At 65.5% G+C, this 16295-nt stretch carries 21 protein-coding genes; 13 read left to right on the forward strand and 8 right to left on the reverse strand.

Annotated elements, in window-relative coordinates; genetic code table 11:
- Window positions 1-40 precede the first annotated feature (40 nt).
- Entirely contained in the window at window positions 41-751 is a 711-nt protein-coding gene (locus tag K0S66_RS04345; RefSeq protein WP_301073916.1) for a porin, read from the forward strand.
- 57 nt (window positions 752-808) lie between these two features.
- Here K0S66_RS04345 and K0S66_RS04350 read toward each other — a convergent pair whose 3' ends face one another.
- Complete coding sequence (locus K0S66_RS04350) at window positions 809-1303, reverse strand: thiamine phosphate synthase (protein WP_301073918.1); 495 nt, start codon at window positions 1301-1303, stop codon at window positions 809-811.
- Window positions 1304-1361: 58 nt separating this feature from the next.
- Between K0S66_RS04350 and K0S66_RS04355 the strand changes: the two genes are divergently transcribed.
- Both K0S66_RS04355 and K0S66_RS04360 read left to right on the forward strand, forming a co-directional pair.
- On the forward strand, window positions 1362-2036 hold the full coding sequence (locus K0S66_RS04355) for a YggS family pyridoxal phosphate-dependent enzyme (RefSeq protein ID WP_301073919.1): 675 nt from the start codon (window positions 1362-1364) through the stop codon (window positions 2034-2036).
- Window positions 2036-2713 (forward strand): HAD family phosphatase, encoded by a 678-nt coding sequence (locus K0S66_RS04360; RefSeq protein ID WP_301073920.1) that lies wholly within the window; start codon window positions 2036-2038, stop codon window positions 2711-2713. The genes K0S66_RS04355 and K0S66_RS04360 overlap by 1 nt, the downstream gene beginning before the upstream one ends.
- A 39-nt stretch (window positions 2714-2752) precedes the next feature.
- Here the strand turns inward: K0S66_RS04360 and ribA are convergent, their stop codons facing one another.
- The 7 genes from ribA to hemE all read right to left on the reverse strand — a co-directional run bounded on the left by ribA (window position 2753) and on the right by hemE (window position 9645).
- Window positions 2753-3802, reverse strand: coding sequence for a GTP cyclohydrolase II (gene ribA, locus K0S66_RS04365; RefSeq protein ID WP_301073921.1), 1050 nt, complete (start codon window positions 3800-3802; stop codon window positions 2753-2755).
- Complete coding sequence (locus K0S66_RS04370) at window positions 3799-4581, reverse strand: exodeoxyribonuclease III (RefSeq protein WP_301073923.1); 783 nt, start codon at window positions 4579-4581, stop codon at window positions 3799-3801. Before K0S66_RS04370 ends, ribA begins: the two co-directional genes overlap by 4 nt.
- Window positions 4582-4845: 264 nt before the next feature.
- The gene (locus K0S66_RS04375) at window positions 4846-5454 is read right to left on the reverse strand and encodes an outer membrane lipoprotein carrier protein LolA (RefSeq protein ID WP_301073924.1); all 609 of its coding nucleotides are present in this window, start codon (window positions 5452-5454) and stop codon (window positions 4846-4848) included.
- 119 nt (window positions 5455-5573) lie between these two features.
- Window positions 5574-6302 carry a TerC family protein gene (locus tag K0S66_RS04380; RefSeq protein WP_301074033.1) on the reverse strand — a complete coding sequence of 243 codons (729 nt, stop codon included), beginning with the start codon at window positions 6300-6302 and terminating at the stop codon, window positions 5574-5576.
- Between the two features lie 342 nt (window positions 6303-6644).
- Window positions 6645-7901, reverse strand: a complete 1257-nt coding sequence (gene rho, locus K0S66_RS04385; protein ID WP_046409453.1) for a transcription termination factor Rho — start codon at window positions 7899-7901, stop codon at window positions 6645-6647.
- A 239-nt stretch (window positions 7902-8140) separates the two neighbouring features.
- Window positions 8141-8599 (reverse strand): CopD family protein, encoded by a 459-nt coding sequence (locus K0S66_RS04390; protein WP_301073926.1) that lies wholly within the window; start codon window positions 8597-8599, stop codon window positions 8141-8143.
- Complete coding sequence (hemE, locus tag K0S66_RS04395; protein ID WP_301073927.1) at window positions 8599-9645, reverse strand: uroporphyrinogen decarboxylase; 1047 nt, start codon at window positions 9643-9645, stop codon at window positions 8599-8601. Before hemE ends, K0S66_RS04390 begins: the two co-directional genes overlap by 1 nt.
- 287 nt (window positions 9646-9932) lie before the next feature.
- On the opposite strand from hemE, the gene K0S66_RS04400 reads away from it, so the two are divergent.
- The 10 genes from K0S66_RS04400 to K0S66_RS04445 all read left to right on the forward strand — a co-directional run bounded on the left by K0S66_RS04400 (window position 9933) and on the right by K0S66_RS04445 (window position 16290).
- On the forward strand, window positions 9933-10766 hold the full coding sequence (locus tag K0S66_RS04400) for a pyruvate, water dikinase regulatory protein (RefSeq protein ID WP_301074034.1): 834 nt from the start codon (window positions 9933-9935) through the stop codon (window positions 10764-10766).
- A 45-nt stretch (window positions 10767-10811) separates the two neighbouring features.
- Window positions 10812-11402: a nucleoside triphosphate pyrophosphatase gene (locus K0S66_RS04405; protein ID WP_301074035.1), complete on the forward strand. Its 591-nt coding sequence runs from the start codon at window positions 10812-10814 to the stop codon at window positions 11400-11402.
- Entirely contained in the window at window positions 11399-12220 is an 822-nt protein-coding gene (locus K0S66_RS04410) for a shikimate dehydrogenase (protein ID WP_301073928.1), read from the forward strand. The genes K0S66_RS04405 and K0S66_RS04410 overlap by 4 nt, the downstream gene beginning before the upstream one ends.
- 50 nt (window positions 12221-12270) lie before the next feature.
- The gene (gene coaE / locus K0S66_RS04415) at window positions 12271-12864 is read left to right on the forward strand and encodes a dephospho-CoA kinase (RefSeq protein WP_301073929.1); all 594 of its coding nucleotides are present in this window, start codon (window positions 12271-12273) and stop codon (window positions 12862-12864) included.
- Window positions 12865-12871: 7 nt separating this feature from the next.
- On the forward strand, window positions 12872-13561 hold the full coding sequence (gene dnaQ / locus K0S66_RS04420; protein WP_301073930.1) for a DNA polymerase III subunit epsilon: 690 nt from the start codon (window positions 12872-12874) through the stop codon (window positions 13559-13561).
- Between the two features lie 51 nt (window positions 13562-13612).
- Entirely contained in the window at window positions 13613-14203 is a 591-nt protein-coding gene (raiA, locus tag K0S66_RS04425; protein WP_301073931.1) for a ribosome-associated translation inhibitor RaiA, read from the forward strand.
- Window positions 14204-14215: 12 nt separating this feature from the next.
- The gene (locus tag K0S66_RS04430; RefSeq protein ID WP_301073932.1) at window positions 14216-14695 is read left to right on the forward strand and encodes a PTS sugar transporter subunit IIA; all 480 of its coding nucleotides are present in this window, start codon (window positions 14216-14218) and stop codon (window positions 14693-14695) included.
- Window positions 14685-15137 carry a PaaI family thioesterase gene (locus tag K0S66_RS04435; protein WP_301073934.1) on the forward strand — a complete coding sequence of 151 codons (453 nt, stop codon included), beginning with the start codon at window positions 14685-14687 and terminating at the stop codon, window positions 15135-15137. Before K0S66_RS04430 ends, K0S66_RS04435 begins: the two co-directional genes overlap by 11 nt.
- A gap of 27 nt (window positions 15138-15164) precedes the next feature.
- A complete protein-coding gene (locus K0S66_RS04440) occupies window positions 15165-15491 on the forward strand; it encodes a DUF1491 family protein (RefSeq protein ID WP_301073935.1) in 327 nt (108 codons plus the stop codon).
- A gap of 166 nt (window positions 15492-15657) precedes the next feature.
- Window positions 15658-16290: a cell wall hydrolase gene (locus tag K0S66_RS04445; RefSeq protein WP_301073936.1), complete on the forward strand. Its 633-nt coding sequence runs from the start codon at window positions 15658-15660 to the stop codon at window positions 16288-16290.
- Window positions 16291-16295: the final 5 nt, after the last annotated feature.

Raw genomic sequence — 16295 nt, forward strand, 5'->3', positions numbered from 1 at the left:
ACGAATCGTGTTAGCTGCGTTCCAAGGGTCGGAGGGATTCGTGATCGCTGTTCGTGCGCTTATTGGTGGGTCTGTCGTGGCGATTGCCGCGTCGGCACTCGTCGTGGCGCCGGCACTTGGCGCATCCGAGCTCGATCGCACCACGGCGAAGCGGCCTTCCGCAGCGCGTTCGGTGGGGGGCTTCACGCCTGCCGCAGCCGATCCGCGGCTTGCCGCCGCCTTTGCCCGCAGCGGGTTGGCAGATGGTCAGTTCCGCTTCACCCCATCAGAGAATCGTCAGGGTAACCGTCCGGTGACCGTGGCCGTTCGCGCACGCTCGACGCAGGTTGCCGATGCCAGGCGGACTACCACCGCCGCTGCGCCGACCGTTGGGCTGGTGCCTGTCGCCTACAACCTGGGCGTATCGGTGGGCTGGAAACGGTTTGCCGTATCGGGTGACGTGGCGAAGATCGATCTGGCGGGCCAGCCCGGCAGCCGCGAGGCCGCCGATGTGTCAGTCAGCTATTCGATGCCGCGCTTCACGGGCCGCGTGAAGGCGGCTGCCGATCGTCCGCTGCCGGGCGCTGCCCCGCAGATGGTCGAGGAAGCGCCGAGCTACTCGCTGGACGTGGGTGGCTCTTACTCGCTGACACGCAACATCGATCTGACCGCCGGTCTCCGGTACAAGTCGGAGCGTGAGCGGCTGGCGCGGTTCAACGACGATCGTCGTGACAGTCAGGCAGTCTACCTAGGCACCGCCTTCCGCTTCTGAGCTGTCGTCGGGTTACTGGGCGGCACCATCAATACACTTGATTAACGGGCCGGCGCGTCAGGTCAGCCAGGCGTCTATTGCCGCCCAGCCATTGAACCCGGCGATCTGGCGAAAGCGTCGCTCGTTCATCCCGCCCAATGCGATTCTGGTCATTGGCAGCATTCGCGCCAGCGCGGTCGCACGTGCAGCGCCGAGTGATCGGGCACCCGGATGCGAGCGCGTGGCAAACACCGGTGAGACAAAGGCGACCGCGGCCCCCGCTGCGCGTGCCGAGCGTGCTTCGCTGCGATCATGAACGGGCCAGGTGACGAGGGCGCGCGATAGTCCGCGATGCACGCCCATCTCGCCCCGTAGCGACACGTCGCCTGCCCGCACCAGCACCAGCCCGCGCGATCTGGCGAGCCGCAGCAGGCGCGCGAACAGCCGGCGTCGCTCGGTGAGCGGAGTCGAATGATGGCGAAAGACGATACCGGCCCCGCGTGGCAAGCGTCGCACCGCCATCCACAGCCTGTCGCCCATCCGCTCGTCGGTCATCAGCCAGACCGTGGGCACCGGCCGTGGGATCGGGACAGGGTGGCGGCATGGCATCAGCCCGCCTATAGCGCGGGCGATGCACGCCGACGACCGTCTCGCCGCGATCAATGACCGCATCGCGCACGCCGCCAAGCTCGCTCGCCGCAAGGCTAGTGAGGTAACGCTGATAGCCGTTTCCAAGACCCATGGCGCCGATGCGATCGAGCAGCTGCTCCGCGCCGGGCAGCGCCATTTCGGCGAAAATCGGGTGCAAGAAGCCGCCGCCAAATGGCCCGCGCTGCGCGAGCAATTTCCCGACGTGACACTTCACCTGATCGGGCAGCTGCAATCGAACAAGGCTGCCGAAGCCGTTGCACTCGCGGACGTGATCCATGCCGTCGATCGTTCGTCGCTGGTGACGGCACTCGCGCGCGCGATGGATGGCCAGGACCGCCGCCTGCCCTGTTTCGTTCAGGTCAATATCGGCGAGGAGCCGCAGAAGGGCGGATGCGCCATTGCCGACCTGCCGGCGCTGCTTGCCGAGGCGCGGGGTGCGGACCTGCCGGTGACGGGGCTGATGTGCATTCCCCCCGCGAGCGTCGATGCTGCTCCCTATTTCGCGCTGCTGGCGAAGATGGCGCGGGAGGAAGGACTGCCCGGGCTCAGCATGGGCATGTCCGACGATTTCGAAACGGCGGCGATGATCGGCTCGACCCATGTACGTGTTGGCTCCGCCTTGTTCGGAGCACGCGCACAGCCGGAGGTGCAGTGATGAAGTTTGATGCCCTGCTGTTCGATTTCGACGGCGTGCTGATCGAGAGCGAGTATCTCGGCAACAAGCATATCGCTGACTTCCTGACCAAGCACGGCCATCCGATCACGCCGGAGGAATCGATGACTCGGTTCATGGGCCTGGCTGGTCGGGACTTCCTGAACCGCGTCGAAGAGTTCGTCGGGGGTCCCCTGCCCGACACATGGGACGAGGCGCGGATGGCCGAGAATGAACGCGTCCTGCTGGAAGGTGTTCAGGAAGTGACGGGGGCGATCGCCTTCGTCCGTTCGCTGCCGGTCGACCTGCCGAAGGCAGTGGTATCGTCGAGCTCTACGCGCTGGATCAGCACACACCTGCGCCACCTGGGACTGGAGGATGCGTTCGGCGATCATCTGTATTCCGGCAGCGAACATGTCGCGCGCGGTAAGCCGGCGCCGGACCTGTACCTTTATGGCGCGGCACAACTGGTCGTGCCGATCGAGCGCTGTGCAATCCTGGAGGATTCCCCGGTGGGAGCGACCGGCGCCGTGGCAAGCGGCGCGCATGTCATCGGGCTGTGCGCCGGAAGCCATTGTGCGCTCGGCCACGACGAACGACTGCGCAAGATCGGCGTTGATGCGATCGCGCACGACTTTGACGAGGTGCGACGCATATTGGGGCTGTCCCCCGCCGAGTAACGGGGTGATGCGGCACCACCCGGGAGCAGCAAAACCGGATTAGAGTTGGTGGCCCGTGCGGTCGCGCTTGGTGGCGAGATACTGCTCGTTATGCGGGTTGGTCGGCAGGAAATGCGGCACCCGCTCGGCCACGGTGATACCGTGCGCTTCCAGCCCCTGGACCTTGCCCGGATTGTTGGTGAGCAAGCGGATCTCGCGCTGTCCAAGCAGGTGAAGCATCCGCGCCGCAACGCCGAAATCACGCGCATCGATCGCAAAACCGAGCCGGGTATTGGCATCCACGGTGTCGAACCCCTGATCCTGCAGCGCATAGGCGCGCAGCTTGTTGACCAGGCCGATTCCCCGCCCCTCCTGCCGCAGGTAAAGGAGAATGCCCCAGCCAGCCGCCGCAATCGCCTTCAGCGCGGCATCCAGCTGCGGACCGCAATCACACTTCAGACTGCCCAGCGCATCGCCGGTCAGGCATTCGCTGTGCAGCCGCACCAAAGGCGGTTCGCCATTGGGAGAACCGATCAGCAGCGCGACATGCTCGCCCGGCCCCTCCGGCGTGCGGAAGGCGACAATCTCCGCATCCTCCGCATGGGCGACCGGCAGGCGCGCCCGGGCGGCGATGCTGAGGCGGATGGCGTCCTCATGCGCATCGATGTCAGCGGCCGTCAGCACGACCTCTGCGGGGCCGTCAGGACGCACGAAAAAGGCCGGGAGCATCCCGGCCACCCTCGCCAGCCGGAGCGCCGCGCGCGCGTCCTCCGGGGCGATTACCTCGATCGCGCGGAACGGTCCTTTGAGCGGCGTCGCGAGATCAAGCTGCGGGTCAGCGAGCGCGGTTCCGCCGGCGAAGTCGATCCACGGTGCGCGATCGACCAGCACGGGAGCGTCCGGAACCGCAGCCTCCAGCTGATTGGCGAGCTTCAACGTCTCCGCCCGCCCGGCCGACAGCAGCACCGGTGCCTCGCTGGCGGGATCGAACACCTCCAGCCGCAGCGGATCCGCGGTTTCGATCGGCAGGAGCGTCAGCGCACCGATGCGGATCGGCCATCCGCGCCGAAGGGCATCGATCGCCCGCGCCGCCTGACGTGCGTCGGTCAAAAGTCGAACTCCGTCATGATCGGGACGTGATCGGACGGTTTGAGCCAGCTGCGGCAGGCCTCAAACACCTGATGCGACCGCGCAGCCTGCGCCACATCGCTGGTTGCCCACATATGATCGAGCCGGCGACCACGATCATTCTTCGTCCAATCCGCCGAACGATAGCTCCACCAGGTGTGCAGGCGCGCTGGCGCGGGGTGGAAATGGCGGCCGAGATCGACCCAGCTATTGGACTGGCGTAGCCGATCGAGCGCCTCGACCTCGACCGGCGTGTGGCTGACGACCTTCAGCAGCGCCTTGTGGTTCCAGACGTCGGAGGGCAGCGGTGCGATGTTGAAATCGCCGGTCAGGATCGTCGGGCAATCGAGCGACGCAGACCATTCGGTCATCCGCTGCACGAAATCGAGCTTCTGCCCGAACTTCGGGTTCACCTCACGATCGGGGACGTCACCGCCCGCCGGAACATAGACATTCTCCAGCCGGACGCCGTTGGGCAGCCGGACGCCGATATGGCGTGCTTCGCGATTGGCCTGCCAGTCGAAGCGATCATCCTCGCTGAGCGGCACCCGGCTGATGATCGCGACGCCATGATGCATGCGCTGGCCGTGGATCAGGACGTGATCATAGCCGAGCGAACGGAAACCGGCGGCGGGGAAATCCGCGTCGATGACCTTGGTTTCCTGCAGACACAGGATGTCCGGCGACGCCTCCCGAAGGAACTGCTCGACGATGTCGAGGCGAAAGCGAACCGAATTGATGTTCCAGCTGACGATCTTCACGTCAGCGGCTGTAGCGGGAGGCCGCGCGGCTCACAACCGACCGGCGGAACAGCGCGACGCGTCTTTCCCCCCGACCACGTCAGCAAAAGGAAAGGCCCTCGCTCCGGGGGCATGGAGCGAGGGCCGACCTGGCGTTCGTCACGCAGGGGGAAGTGGAGCATTGTCCGGGCAACAGGGGGAAAATCCCGGATCGCCCCACATCCGCATTACAGGTTCTAGGATCAGGTACCTGTCGCCTGGATGAACGAATTCGACGAAATTCATTCAGTTTCGCGTGCTGCTTCTCCGTGGATCGTTCCAGCGGAACGTTCCGTCGCTGACGGGCACGTTGAAGCGCTGATTGGCCAGGCGGATCGTCGTGCGATTGCCCTGACTGTCGAGCGTGACCCAGCCCTGCAGCATCAGCCCGCCCGGCGCCGATGTATCGCGAGCGAACACCATGTTGATGCGGCCATATTCGGGATGTTTGGGATCATAGCCCTCGACCGACAGCACGCGCGGATCGGCACCGGGAATCACCTTCGCAAAGCGGCTGATGTCGCGATCCGGGTTGATCAGCACACCCAGCGGCGAGTTGGTGATCGGCCAGCGCTGCACCTGTCGCACCGAATAGTCGATGAAGGTCAGCGCCTTGCCATCGCCGACCACCAGGATCGGGACGCTCTTCTCATATTGAAAGCGGATCTTGCCCGGCTTCTTGAGCGACAGCGTGCCAGTCACCGTCTTACCCGCCCGGTCAGTCTGCGTGAAATCCGCGGTCATCGTGTTGACCGCGCGCAGATGGTTCTGGACGAGCGCCAAGTCGCCCGATTGTGCCGCGGCGGGGGCAGCGATGATCACCGCAGCAGCAAGGGGCAGTGTAAATTTCACCATGACTCTCCCGTTGGTCACTGCCCGGCATATCGGACGGAGGGGTTGAACGCGTGGTGAACCCCCTCCGGTTCCCGCCTGGCGACACCCCGTGACAGGGAGCGCCCAAGCGTTCCGCCACGTCAGAACAGCGTAATGATGCCGACCGTCTCGCCGGTACCTACCCAGCCCTCGTAGATCATCTTGAACGCGACGAAGACGATCACTGCGAGGCCGATATAGGCGATCCAGCTGTAGCGGCCGATGATCCGCGCGATGAAGTTCGCCGCCAAGCCCATCAGCGCGACGGACAGGATCAGGCCGACGACGAGAATGCCAGGATGCTCGCGCGCGGCGCCAGCGACGGCGAGCACGTTGTCGAGGCTCATCGACACGTCGGCGATGGCGACGGCCCAGGCGGCCGATGCGAACGAGCGGGCGGGGGTGAGACCCGAACGCTCGTCACCCTCGATCTCCTCCGACCCGGTATTGCTGTGCGTATCGGCACGCAATTCGCGCCAGAACTTCCAACTGACCCACAGCAGCAGCAGGCCACCGGCAAAAATCAGCCCCACGACTCCCATCAGCCAGGTCACCACCAGCGCGAAGGCGATGCGCAGCACCAGCGCGGCGATGATGCCGATCAGGATCACCTTCTTGCGCTGCTCGGCCGGCAGGCCGGCCGCGAGCGCGCCCACGACAACCGCATTGTCGCCGGCGAGCACCAGGTCGATCATCAGCACCTGGCCGAAGGCGGCCAGCGCCGCGGGCTCGGTGATGTTCGAGAAATCGGCGAGGATGTGCTGCCAGATGTCACCCAGCGAGCCAGGGCCCTGGATAGCAGCGGCAGCTTGAGCAAGGAGGGTGAGGATCAACGCTTGGGCTCCGGCATGGCTGGGGTGGAACGGTTTCGGGCGGTCCCGGTTTCCCCGCCGTTATCGCAGAGCAGGGGCGACCGCCAGCGTTCGCCGATTATCGGTCCGCCTTGGGATGCGCTGGCAGGGCCGCGTGGGGGCTCCCTCCGCCGGCGGAAGCGGCGTTGGGTGGGTCTACGGGTAGCAGACCGGATACGGCTGTGGCCGAACGCGCTGGTCTACTCGCCTTGGAGCGCCGGGCCACAACTAGGGCGCGCGATGACGCCCTTCTCTGGGTGGCACGGCGCGCCTGCGACCTTGCAACGATGCGCCGGGGGGACGGCACCCCCCGGCAGCGAGTTACTGGTTCATGCTGGCGAAGAAGTCCTCGTTGGTCTTGGAATCCTTCATCTTGCCGAGGAGGAACTCCATCGCGTCGACGGTGCCCATCTGCATCAGGATGCGGCGCAGGACCCACATCTTGCTGAGCTTGTCCTTCTCGACCAGCAGCTCTTCCTTGCGGGTGCCGCTCTTCGACACGTCGATCGCCGGGAAGATACGCTTGTCCGAGACCTTGCGGTCGAGCACGATTTCGGCGTTGCCGGTGCCCTTGAACTCCTCGAAGATCACCTCGTCCATGCGGCTGCCGGTGTCGATCAGCGAGGTCGAGATAATGGTCAGGCTGCCGCCTTCCTCGATGTTGCGCGCGGCGCCGAAGAAACGCTTCGGGCGCTGCAAGGCGTTCGCGTCGACACCGCCGGTCAGCACCTTGCCCGAGCTCGGCACCACCGTGTTGTAGGCACGGCCGAGGCGGGTGATGTTGTCGAGCAGGATCACGACGTCCTTCTTGTGCTCGACCAGGCGCTTGGCCTTTTCGATCACCATTTCGGCCACCGCGACGTGGCGCGTCGCCGGCTCGTCGAACGTCGAGGAGACGACCTCGCCGTTCACCGTGCGCTGCATGTCGGTGACTTCCTCGGGCCGCTCGTCGATCAGCAGCACGATCAGGAACACCTCGGGGTGGTTGAGCGAAATCGCGCGAGCGATGTTCTGCATCATCACCGTCTTACCGACACGCGGCGGCGCGACGATGAGGCAGCGCTGCCCCTTGCCGATCGGCGAGACGAGATCGAGCACGCGGCCCGTCTTGTCCTTCAGCGTCGGATCCTCGATCTCCATCTTCAGCCGCTCTTCGGGATAGAGCGGGGTGAGATTGTCGAAGTTGACGCGGTGACGCACGGCGTCGGGGTCGTCGAAATTGACGCGTACCAGCTTGGTCAGCGCGAAATAGCGTTCGCCGTCCTTTGGACCGCGGATCTCGCCTTCAACCGTGTCACCGGTCCTGAGGCCATGCTTGCGGACCTGGTTGGGCGAGACATAGATGTCATCGGGACCGGCGAGGTAGTTCGCCTCTGGCGAGCGGAGGAAGCCGAAGCCGTCCGGGAGCACTTCGATCGTGCCCTCGCCCATGATCTGCTCGCCTTCCTCGGCCTGAACCTTGAGGATCGCGAACATCAGGTCCTGCTTGCGCAGCGTGGAGGCGCCCTCGACGCCAAGCTCCTCGGCCAGCTGGACCAGCTCTGCCGGGGCTTTCTTCTTGAGATCTTTGAGATGCATGTTTGAGTCCGATGTGAATCGGTTGGGGAGAAAGCCCGGTCGGCGGAAAAGACGTTCGCGCGGCAACGAGACTGCAAGGAGGCAGCGGGCCGAGAGGCCACACCGTATGCCGCGACGTAGGAGCGCCTCAGGCCTTAGTCAAGCACGTCCTGCGGCCTGAATTGCACGGGCGCCAGCCTGGAGGCGGCCTGTTTCCGGAGAAGTTCGGCCGCATCTGGAAGCGGTACGGCCAGCAGCGCCTAGAACGGCTTCACCACCGCCAGAATCACGATGATGATGACCGCGAGCGCCGGGACTTCGTTCATCATCCGCAGGCGCCGGCCGGTCCATGGCGCCTTTCCGACAGCCAGCTTTTTCGAATAGCCGACCATCCAGGCCTGATAGCCGGTCAGCAGGTAGACGACGAACAGCTTGGCATGGAGCCAGGCGAGCCCCTGGATCGTCACCAGGAGCCCGATGTTGATGGCGAGTGCGAAACCGATGACCCAGACGGCGATCATCGCAGGGGTCAGGATGATGCGGCGCAGGCGGCGTTCGCGAAGCGCCCAGCGGCCCTCCTCCACCGGATCGCCCAGCCCGTCCTGGTGATGGACCAGATAGCGCGGGAAGATGAACAACCCCGCCATCCAGAAGATGACGAAGATGACATGGGCCGCCTTCACCCAAAGGTAGTAGGCGCCCAGAAATCCTGCACCCATCAGCCGTGTGCTCCCGACCCACGTACCCTGGCAATCACCTGCTCGACGTGCGCGATCGGCGTGTGCTGATCGATGCCGTGGCCGAGATTGAAGATATGCGGTCGCTGCGGGAAGGCCGCAAGGATGCGATCAACCGCCTCGTCGAGCATCGTGCCGCCGGCGATGAGCGCGAGCGGATCGAGATTGCCCTGGACGGGCAGCGATTCCGGGAGGTTGGCGTCGGCCCAGAGCGGATCGACGGTTTCGTCGAGCCCGAGCGCGTCGACCCCGGTTTCGCGGGCATAGGCCGGCAATTTGCCCCCTGCCCCCTTCGGAAAGCCGATGATCGGTGTGTCTGGGTGGCGTGCCTTCAGCGCGGACACGATCGCGGCGTTGGGCGCGATGACCCAGCGTTCGAACTGCATTGGCGAGAGCGTTCCCGACCAGCTGTCGAACAGCTGCACCGCCTCCACCCCGGCGTCGATCTGCGCCGACAGATAATTGACCGTGCTGGCGACGATCGCATCGATGATCGCGCCGAATGCGACAGGATCGCGATACGCCATGCCGCGCGTTTCGGCCTGATCACGACTGCCCTGCCCGGCGACCATGTAGGTGGCGACGGTCCAGGGCGAACCGGCAAATCCGAGGAAGGTCGTTTCGGCCGGAAGCGCAGCGGCGACGCGGCGCACGGTGGCGTACACCGGATCGAGCCGCTCAGGCACCGGCCGAAGCGAAGCGAGCGCGTGATCGACCAGCCGCGGGGTGAGGCGAGGTCCCTCGCCCGGTCCGAAGGTCAGATCCTGGCCCAGCGCCCAGGGCACCATGAGGATGTCGGAGAACAGGATCGCGCCATCGAAGCCGAAGCGGCGGATCGGTTGCAGCGTGACCTCTGCTGCGGATTCCGGATCGGTGGCGAGCGCGAGGAATCCGCCCTTCTCGGCCCGGATCGCGCGATATTCGGGCAAATAGCGGCCCGCCTGGCGCATGAGCCACATCGGTGGCCGCGTGCGGCGCTGCCCTTTCAGGACACCCAACAGCGGTTTGGAATCGGTTTGGGCGTCCATGCTTCTACTCAAAAGTAAGATTCACAGGGTTGTGAGATGATGTTGGCGCGTTGGTGCCGGGGCTTATGCGTTCGTCCCCCGATTGCCAACAGGTTGACCCAGGAAGAGTCGCGGACTCCCGGGGATTCGATTCATCTGTCCCCGTTATCCACAGCCTGTGGGTGAAACCATCCGGCGTGGACGGGATTGTGGATAGATGATCGGTTTTCCACGATCCGTCCGCCCGCTTGGCCGAGGGCTACGGTTACGCTACCACTTACCCACATGTTATCCACAGATTCATGCCGATGACGGTTAAGCTGCATCTGCACCTGCTGTCGGATTCCACCGGCGAGACGCTGGAGAACATCGCAAAGGCTGCGTTGTCGCAATATGACGACGTCGAAACGGTGCGCCATTTCTGGCCGATGGTCCGCACCGAGGCGCATCTCGACCGCATCCTGCAGGAAATCGCGCAAAATCCCGGGCTGGTGATCTACACGCTGGTTAATCCGGCGACGCGGCGCGCGCTGGAACAGCGCTGCCAGTCGCTTGGCCTGCCGATGGTTGCGCCGCTCGATCCCGTCAACGATGCCCTGTCGGCGTTGCTGGGGCAGCAGGCCAAGAACAAGCCGGGGCGCCAGCACGTGCTGGACGCGGCCTATTTCGCGCGGGTCGACGCGATCCAGTTCACCATCGCGCACGACGATGGCGTGTTGTGGGAGGAATGGGAGGACGCCGAGATCCTGCTGGCGGGCGTCTCGCGATCATCCAAGACGCCGACGTCGATCTACCTCGCCAATCGCGGGTTCAAGGTCGCCAACATCCCGATCGTGGTGGAAAGCCCGCCGCCCGCCACACTGTTCACGCTGAAGAAGCCGCTGATCGTCGGGCTGACCACCAGCCCCGACCGGCTGATCCAGGTGCGGCGCAATCGATTGCTGTCACTGAACCAGGCGCCCGAGACGCCCTATGTCGATCAGGAAGCGGTGATCCGCGAGCTGAGCTACGCCCGGCGCATGTTTTCCGACCATGGCTGGCCAGTGATCGACGTGACCCGGCGGTCGATCGAGGAAACCGCGGCCGCGATCATCGCCTTGTTCAACGAGCGCGAAGGCGGCATCGGCAGGATCGAACGCTGAAGGAAGACAACCGACGTGACGCCTGCTGCCCCCGGTTCGAGCACGCTGACGCTTGTGCTTGCCTCGCAATCCGCCTCGCGCATGGCGATGCTGACCGCCGCTGGCGTGCCCTTTCAGGCGCAGCCGGCGATGGTGGATGAGGATGCGGCCAAGGCGGCGCTGGGCGATATCGCGCCGCGCGACCTCGCCGATGCGTTGGCCGAGATGAAGGCGCTGAAGGTATCGCAGCGTAACCCGCAGGCGCTGGTGCTGGGGTCCGACAGTCTGGCGGTGCTGGAGGACGGCACGATCCTGTCCAAGCCCGAAAGCCGCGAGGATGCGGCGCGCCATCTGGCGATGATGTCGGGCAAGCGCCACGATCTGGTCAGCGCGGCGGTGATCGCCGAAGGTGGCCGGCCGGTGTGGCGGCATGTCGATCGCGCGCGGATGATGGTACGTCCATTGTCCGACGCATTCATCGACACGTATCTCGACGCCGAATGGCCGGCGATTGCGGGGTGCGTCGGCTGCTATCGGATCGAGGGGCCAGGCGCCCAATTGTTCAGCCGGATCGAGGGGAGCCAGTTCACCGTGCTTGGCATGCCCCTATTACCGGTGCTGTCCTATTTGCGCGAACGGAGTGTGTTGCCGGCATGACGAGGCCCTATGCCGAGGTGATCGGCGATCCGATCGCGCATTCGAAATCGCCGATCATCCATGGATTCTGGCTGGAGAAGCTGGGCATCGACGCGGATTATCGTGCGACGCGCGTCGCCAGCGAGGATCTGCCGCGCTTCATCGATGAGCGGCGCAGCGATCCGGCATGGCGCGGCTGCAACGTCACCATCCCGCACAAGGTGGCGATGCTCGACCTAGTCGATGATCCGGGCGGGGTGCGCGACAGCATCGGCGCGATGAACACGGTGGTGCGGCAAGGGCCGGACGCGCTGTTCGGGACCAACACCGATGCGGCGGGATTCTATGCGCCGATCGCCGACGTCGACCTGACCGGCGCGCCCGTCGCGATCGTCGGTGCCGGCGGCGCGGCGCGTGCGGTGCTGTTTGCGCTGGCGCGGATGAACGTCGGGCCGGTGACCATCCTGAACCGATCACCGTTGAAGGCTGCGGCGCTGCTCAGCCGCTTCGGGCTGAAGGGCGATGTGCTGCCGCTGACCGGGCGGCTGCCGGCGGCCAAGCTGCTGGTCAATACCAGCGCGCTGGGCATGGAGGGACAGCCGCCGCTCGACCTCGATCTGCTGCCGTTGCCGGCCGACGCGCTGGTCTATGACATTGTCTATGCGCCGCTGCACACGCCGTTGCTCGACGCGGCCGAGGCGCGCGGGCTGGAGACGATCGACGGGCTGGAGATGCTGGTCGGGCAGGCGGCGGCGGCGTTCGAGCTGTTTTTTGGCCAGCCCGCGCCGCGCGAGCATGACGCGGAATTGCGCGAGCGGCTGATCGGTGCGGACGCCTAGCCAATCAATGAAGCGCCGCCGAGCGAGCGGCCGGGGACAGGAGACCAGCAATGCTGAAAGTGGGGCTCACCGGATCGATCGGCATGGGCAAGTCCACCGTCGCCGCGATGTTTGCCGAGGAGGGCATTCCGGTGTTCGACGCCGATGCCGAGGTGCACAAGCTGCAGGGACCGGCGGGGCGGGTGGTCGCCGCGATCGAGGCGCGCTTTCCGGGCACCACCGGAGAGCAGGGGGTCAACCGCACCGCCCTGGCCGAGGCGGTGCTGGGCGACGATGCCGCGATGAAGGCGCTGGAGGCAATCGTCCACCCTGCGGTGGGTGAGGAGCGGGCAACGTTCCTGGCGGCGAATGCCGATGCGCCGGTCGTCATTTTCGACGTGCCGCTGTTGTTCGAGACCGGCGGTCAGCGCGCGATGGACAAGGTGGTGGTGGTATCCGCCGCCCCGGGGGTGCAGCGCGCCCGCACGTTGCAACGCCCCGGCATGTCGGAGGGGAAACTGGATGCGATCCTGGCGCGCCAGGTGCCCGATGCCGACAAGCGCGCGCAGGCTGATTTCGTCATCCCGACCGACGTGCCCCTCGAGGAAACACGTAGCCATGTTCGCCGGGTGATCGCTTGCCTGACGGGGGTGGAAGGCCGATAAACGCATCATGCGCGAAATCGTCTTCGATACCGAAACCACCGGCTTCACCTTTGGCGAGGACCGGATGGTGGAGATCGGGTGCGTCGAGCTGGTCAATCGCTGCGAGACGGGGCGCACCTTTCACGCCTACTTCCATCCCGAGCGGACCATGCCGCCCGGCGCCCTTGCGGTTCATGGACTGTCGGACGCCTTTCTGGCGGACAAGCCGCTGTTCCCCGCGGTGGCGGAGGAACTGATCGCCTTCATCGGCGATGCGCCGCTGATCGCGCACAACGCCTCGTTCGATTTCGGCTTCCTCAACGGCGAGCTGGGCCGCTGCGGGCGCGAGCTGATCTGCACCAGCCGGATGGTCGACACGCTGGCGATCGCCAAGCAGCGGCATCCGGGCGCCAAGCTGACGCTCGATGCGCTTTGCTCGCGCTATGGCATCGATCGGTCGCATCGCGTGCTGCACGGCGCGCTGCTCGACGCGCAGCTGCTGGCGCAGGTCTATGTCGAGCTGAGCGGCGGGCGGCAGATCGGCCTGACGCTGGTCAGCGAAATGGTGGTGGAGGAGACGATTGTCGCCAGCGCATCGTCGCGTCCGATGCGCGCTCCGCGGCATTTCGCGCCCAGCGATGAGGAACTAAGCGCGCATGCAGCGTTCATGACAAAGATCAAGAATCCGATCTGGGGAGGGGCCGTGGCGTCCGGTTGACGCCCAACGCACCGGCGCAAGCACGCCGGGCCAGCAATGGAGAATGAGTCGATGGAAATCCGGGTATCTGGTCACCAGGTCGAAACAGGTGACGCGCTGAAGGATCATGTCGACACCCGGCTACAGGGCATGGCCGAGAAGTATTTCAGTCGCGCGATTTCCGCGCAGGTTACGTTCGGCACCGGGCCCAATTCGGGGTTCAGTTGCGACATCGTGGCGCATGTGATGCAGGGGCTGGTCCTGAAAGGCCGGCATGACGCGCAGGACGCGCACCTGGCATTCGACGGCGCGGCGGAAAAGATCGAAAAGCAGCTGCGCCGCTACATGCGACGCCTGAAGGACCGCAACGCCGGGCAGGTGCAGGCGCTGGCGGAGAACGGTGCCTATGACAATCTGGACAACGCCGGATACACGCTGTTCGCCGAACGGATCGGCGAGGAAGAGGAAGCCGATGCGCCGCTGATCGTCGCCGAAACGCGCGTCGACGTGCCCGATGCCTCGGTATCCGATGCGGTGATGATGCTCGATCTGCGCAACACCACCGCGCTTTTGTTCAAGAACAGCGGGACGGGCGCCTACAACATGGTCTATCGGCGCGGCGACGGCACGATCGGCTGGGTCGAGCCGCAACGAGCGGGGTAACGCCGAACCACGATGGCGAGTGATTTAAGTGACCTCCTCCACCCCGACCTGGTCGTGGTCGGGGTGATGGCGAACAACAAGAAGATCCTGTTCCAGCAGCTGGGCGCGCTCGCGGGCCCGGCGCTGGGGCTTGATGCGTCTTTGGTGACCAATGCGCTCGCCGATCGTGAGAAGCTGGGATCGACCGGCTTCGGCGGCGGGGTGGCGATCCCACATGCGCGCCTGCCGGGCCTGTCGCGCATCGTGCTGATCGTCGCCCGGCTGGCGCAGCCGATCGAGTTCAATGCGATCGACGACATGCCGGTCGACCTGGCGGTCGCAATGCTGTCTCCCGCCACGGCGGGAGCGGAGCATCTGAAGGCATTGGCGCGCGTGTCGGGGCGGTTTCGCGACCATGGTTTCGTTGCGAAGCTGCGCGGCGCCGGATCGCGCGATGCGATCTATGCGCTGCTGACGGCGGACGAGCCGGGGAGCGGGCGGAATGCAGCCTGAAGGCGCCGAGGCGCATCACCGCGCGCTGGAATCGCTGTACGCCGCCGCACCGATCAACCGCCTGTTCGCCTCCACCCTGTCGATTCCCGAGCCCGGCGTGGCGCGGATCAGTTTCGAGGTGACCCGGGATCATTACCACGCCGCCGGCGCGGCGCATGGCACGACCTATTTCAAGATGCTGGACGACGCGGCCTTTTACGCGTGCAACAGCCTGATCACCGATCGCTTCCTGCTGACGACTCAGTTCAATCTGCTGCTGACGCGCCCGCTGTCGGCGGGGCCGGTGGTGGCCGAGGGGCGCTGGGTGAACGGCCAGCGCCGCGTGTTCCTGGGCGATGCGCGGCTGATCACCGCCGATGGCGAGGAAGTGGCGCGCGGCACCGGCACGTTCATGCGCAGCCGGATCTCGCTGGCGAGCCTGCCGGGTTACCGCAGCGCGTGACGACGCCGCAGCCATGACCGGGCGCCCGTGAGCCGCCGGCTGCCCACCCATCTGCTGGTCGGCGCGTTGATCCGCCGGGTCAACGATGCCGGCGGAATCGCGGTCGTCCGTGCGCGCGGCGATGCTGATTCAGGCGCGATCCTGCTCATCCTGGAGCGCGAAAATGCGGTTGTGGAGCGCGCGATCGGGCCTGATGGCGGCGATATCCTGATCACCAGCGGACCCGCCGCGACGAGCGACGAGTCGATCGAGGATTATTGGAAACGGCGGCGTCAGCGCGATCCCGATCTATGGGTAGTGGCTCTGGACGTCGCGGACTCACAACGGTTCGCCGCTGAAACGATCCTGGGTTGATTGACTCCCCGCGCCGCTGCGGCAAATCCCGCAAGCATAGTTTGAAAGCGTTGTGCCGCGGTGGGTGCGATCCACATCGGTGACGCAGTCGGGGGGGTCCCGGGCGATCGCTGTTCCTGAGGGAACCCGATCGCGTCCGCGTAACCACCGCACTTGAATGTAGAAGATGTCGTTTCTTTCGCGGGCCGCGCTTGCCGCAGCCATGACGATCACGTTTTTCGGCCTGACTGCCCAGAGCACGGCCGGACTGGCTGCCGAGGTTGAGCATCTGCTCCCCCAGCCGACCGCTACGGCGGCGACCCCGACGGTTTTCACACCGACGCCGGTCAAGCTTTCAGATCCTACCGATCTTGCCACTGATGAACTCGCGAGCGACGAAACGGTTGCATATCCGTCGCTTGCCGCCGCAGTTGCCGCCCAGTCGACGCATGATGGCGACGACGAAGCGCTGCAGTGCCTGGCAGGCGCGATCTACTTCGAAACCCGCGGTGAACCGCTGTCGGGCCAGCTGGCGGTGGCCGAGGTCATCCTGAACCGCGCCAAGTCGGGGCGTTTCCCGTCGGACGTGTGCGAAGTGATCACCCAGCGCGGCCAGTTCGGCTTCGTGCGTGGTGGTCGCATCCCGAACATCAACGAGGACAGCAAGTCCTATCGTACTGCCGTCGCGGTGGCCAAGGTGGCGCTGAACGACGCATGGGACGATCAGGCCGGTCCGGCGCTGTATTTCAACCGCGGCCGTGCGCCTGCGTCGGGCCTGAAGAAGGTCGCGTCGATCGGCAACCATATCTTCTGGCGCTAAGCCGC

The organism is Sphingomonas sp., from assembly GCF_029239295.1.
GTDB lineage: Bacteria > Pseudomonadota > Alphaproteobacteria > Sphingomonadales > Sphingomonadaceae > Sphingomonas.

What these genes read in the sequence shown, in the direction of transcription:
- K0S66_RS04430 (WP_301073932.1), top strand. Translation starts at nt 14,216, where the DNA reads ATGGCGAGTGATTTAAGTGACCTCCTCCACCCCGACCTGGTCGTGGTC.
- hemE (WP_301073927.1), bottom strand. Translation starts at nt 9,645, where the DNA reads ATGGACGCCCAAACCGATTCCAAACCGCTGTTGGGTGTCCTGAAAGGG.
- K0S66_RS04355 (WP_301073919.1), top strand. Translation starts at nt 1,362, where the DNA reads ATGCACGCCGACGACCGTCTCGCCGCGATCAATGACCGCATCGCGCAC.
- rho (WP_046409453.1), bottom strand. Translation starts at nt 7,901, where the DNA reads ATGCATCTCAAAGATCTCAAGAAGAAAGCCCCGGCAGAGCTGGTCCAG.
- dnaQ (WP_301073930.1), top strand. Translation starts at nt 12,872, where the DNA reads ATGCGCGAAATCGTCTTCGATACCGAAACCACCGGCTTCACCTTTGGC.
- K0S66_RS04375 (WP_301073924.1), bottom strand. Translation starts at nt 5,454, where the DNA reads ATGGTGAAATTTACACTGCCCCTTGCTGCTGCGGTGATCATCGCTGCC.
- K0S66_RS04445 (WP_301073936.1), top strand. Translation starts at nt 15,658, where the DNA reads ATGTCGTTTCTTTCGCGGGCCGCGCTTGCCGCAGCCATGACGATCACG.
- coaE (WP_301073929.1), top strand. Translation starts at nt 12,271, where the DNA reads ATGCTGAAAGTGGGGCTCACCGGATCGATCGGCATGGGCAAGTCCACC.
- raiA (WP_301073931.1), top strand. Translation starts at nt 13,613, where the DNA reads ATGGAAATCCGGGTATCTGGTCACCAGGTCGAAACAGGTGACGCGCTG.
- K0S66_RS04390 (WP_301073926.1), bottom strand. Translation starts at nt 8,599, where the DNA reads ATGGGTGCAGGATTTCTGGGCGCCTACTACCTTTGGGTGAAGGCGGCC.
- K0S66_RS04360 (WP_301073920.1), top strand. Translation starts at nt 2,036, where the DNA reads ATGAAGTTTGATGCCCTGCTGTTCGATTTCGACGGCGTGCTGATCGAG.
- K0S66_RS04435 (WP_301073934.1), top strand. Translation starts at nt 14,685, where the DNA reads ATGCAGCCTGAAGGCGCCGAGGCGCATCACCGCGCGCTGGAATCGCTG.
- K0S66_RS04410 (WP_301073928.1), top strand. Translation starts at nt 11,399, where the DNA reads ATGACGAGGCCCTATGCCGAGGTGATCGGCGATCCGATCGCGCATTCG.
- K0S66_RS04400 (WP_301074034.1), top strand. Translation starts at nt 9,933, where the DNA reads ATGACGGTTAAGCTGCATCTGCACCTGCTGTCGGATTCCACCGGCGAG.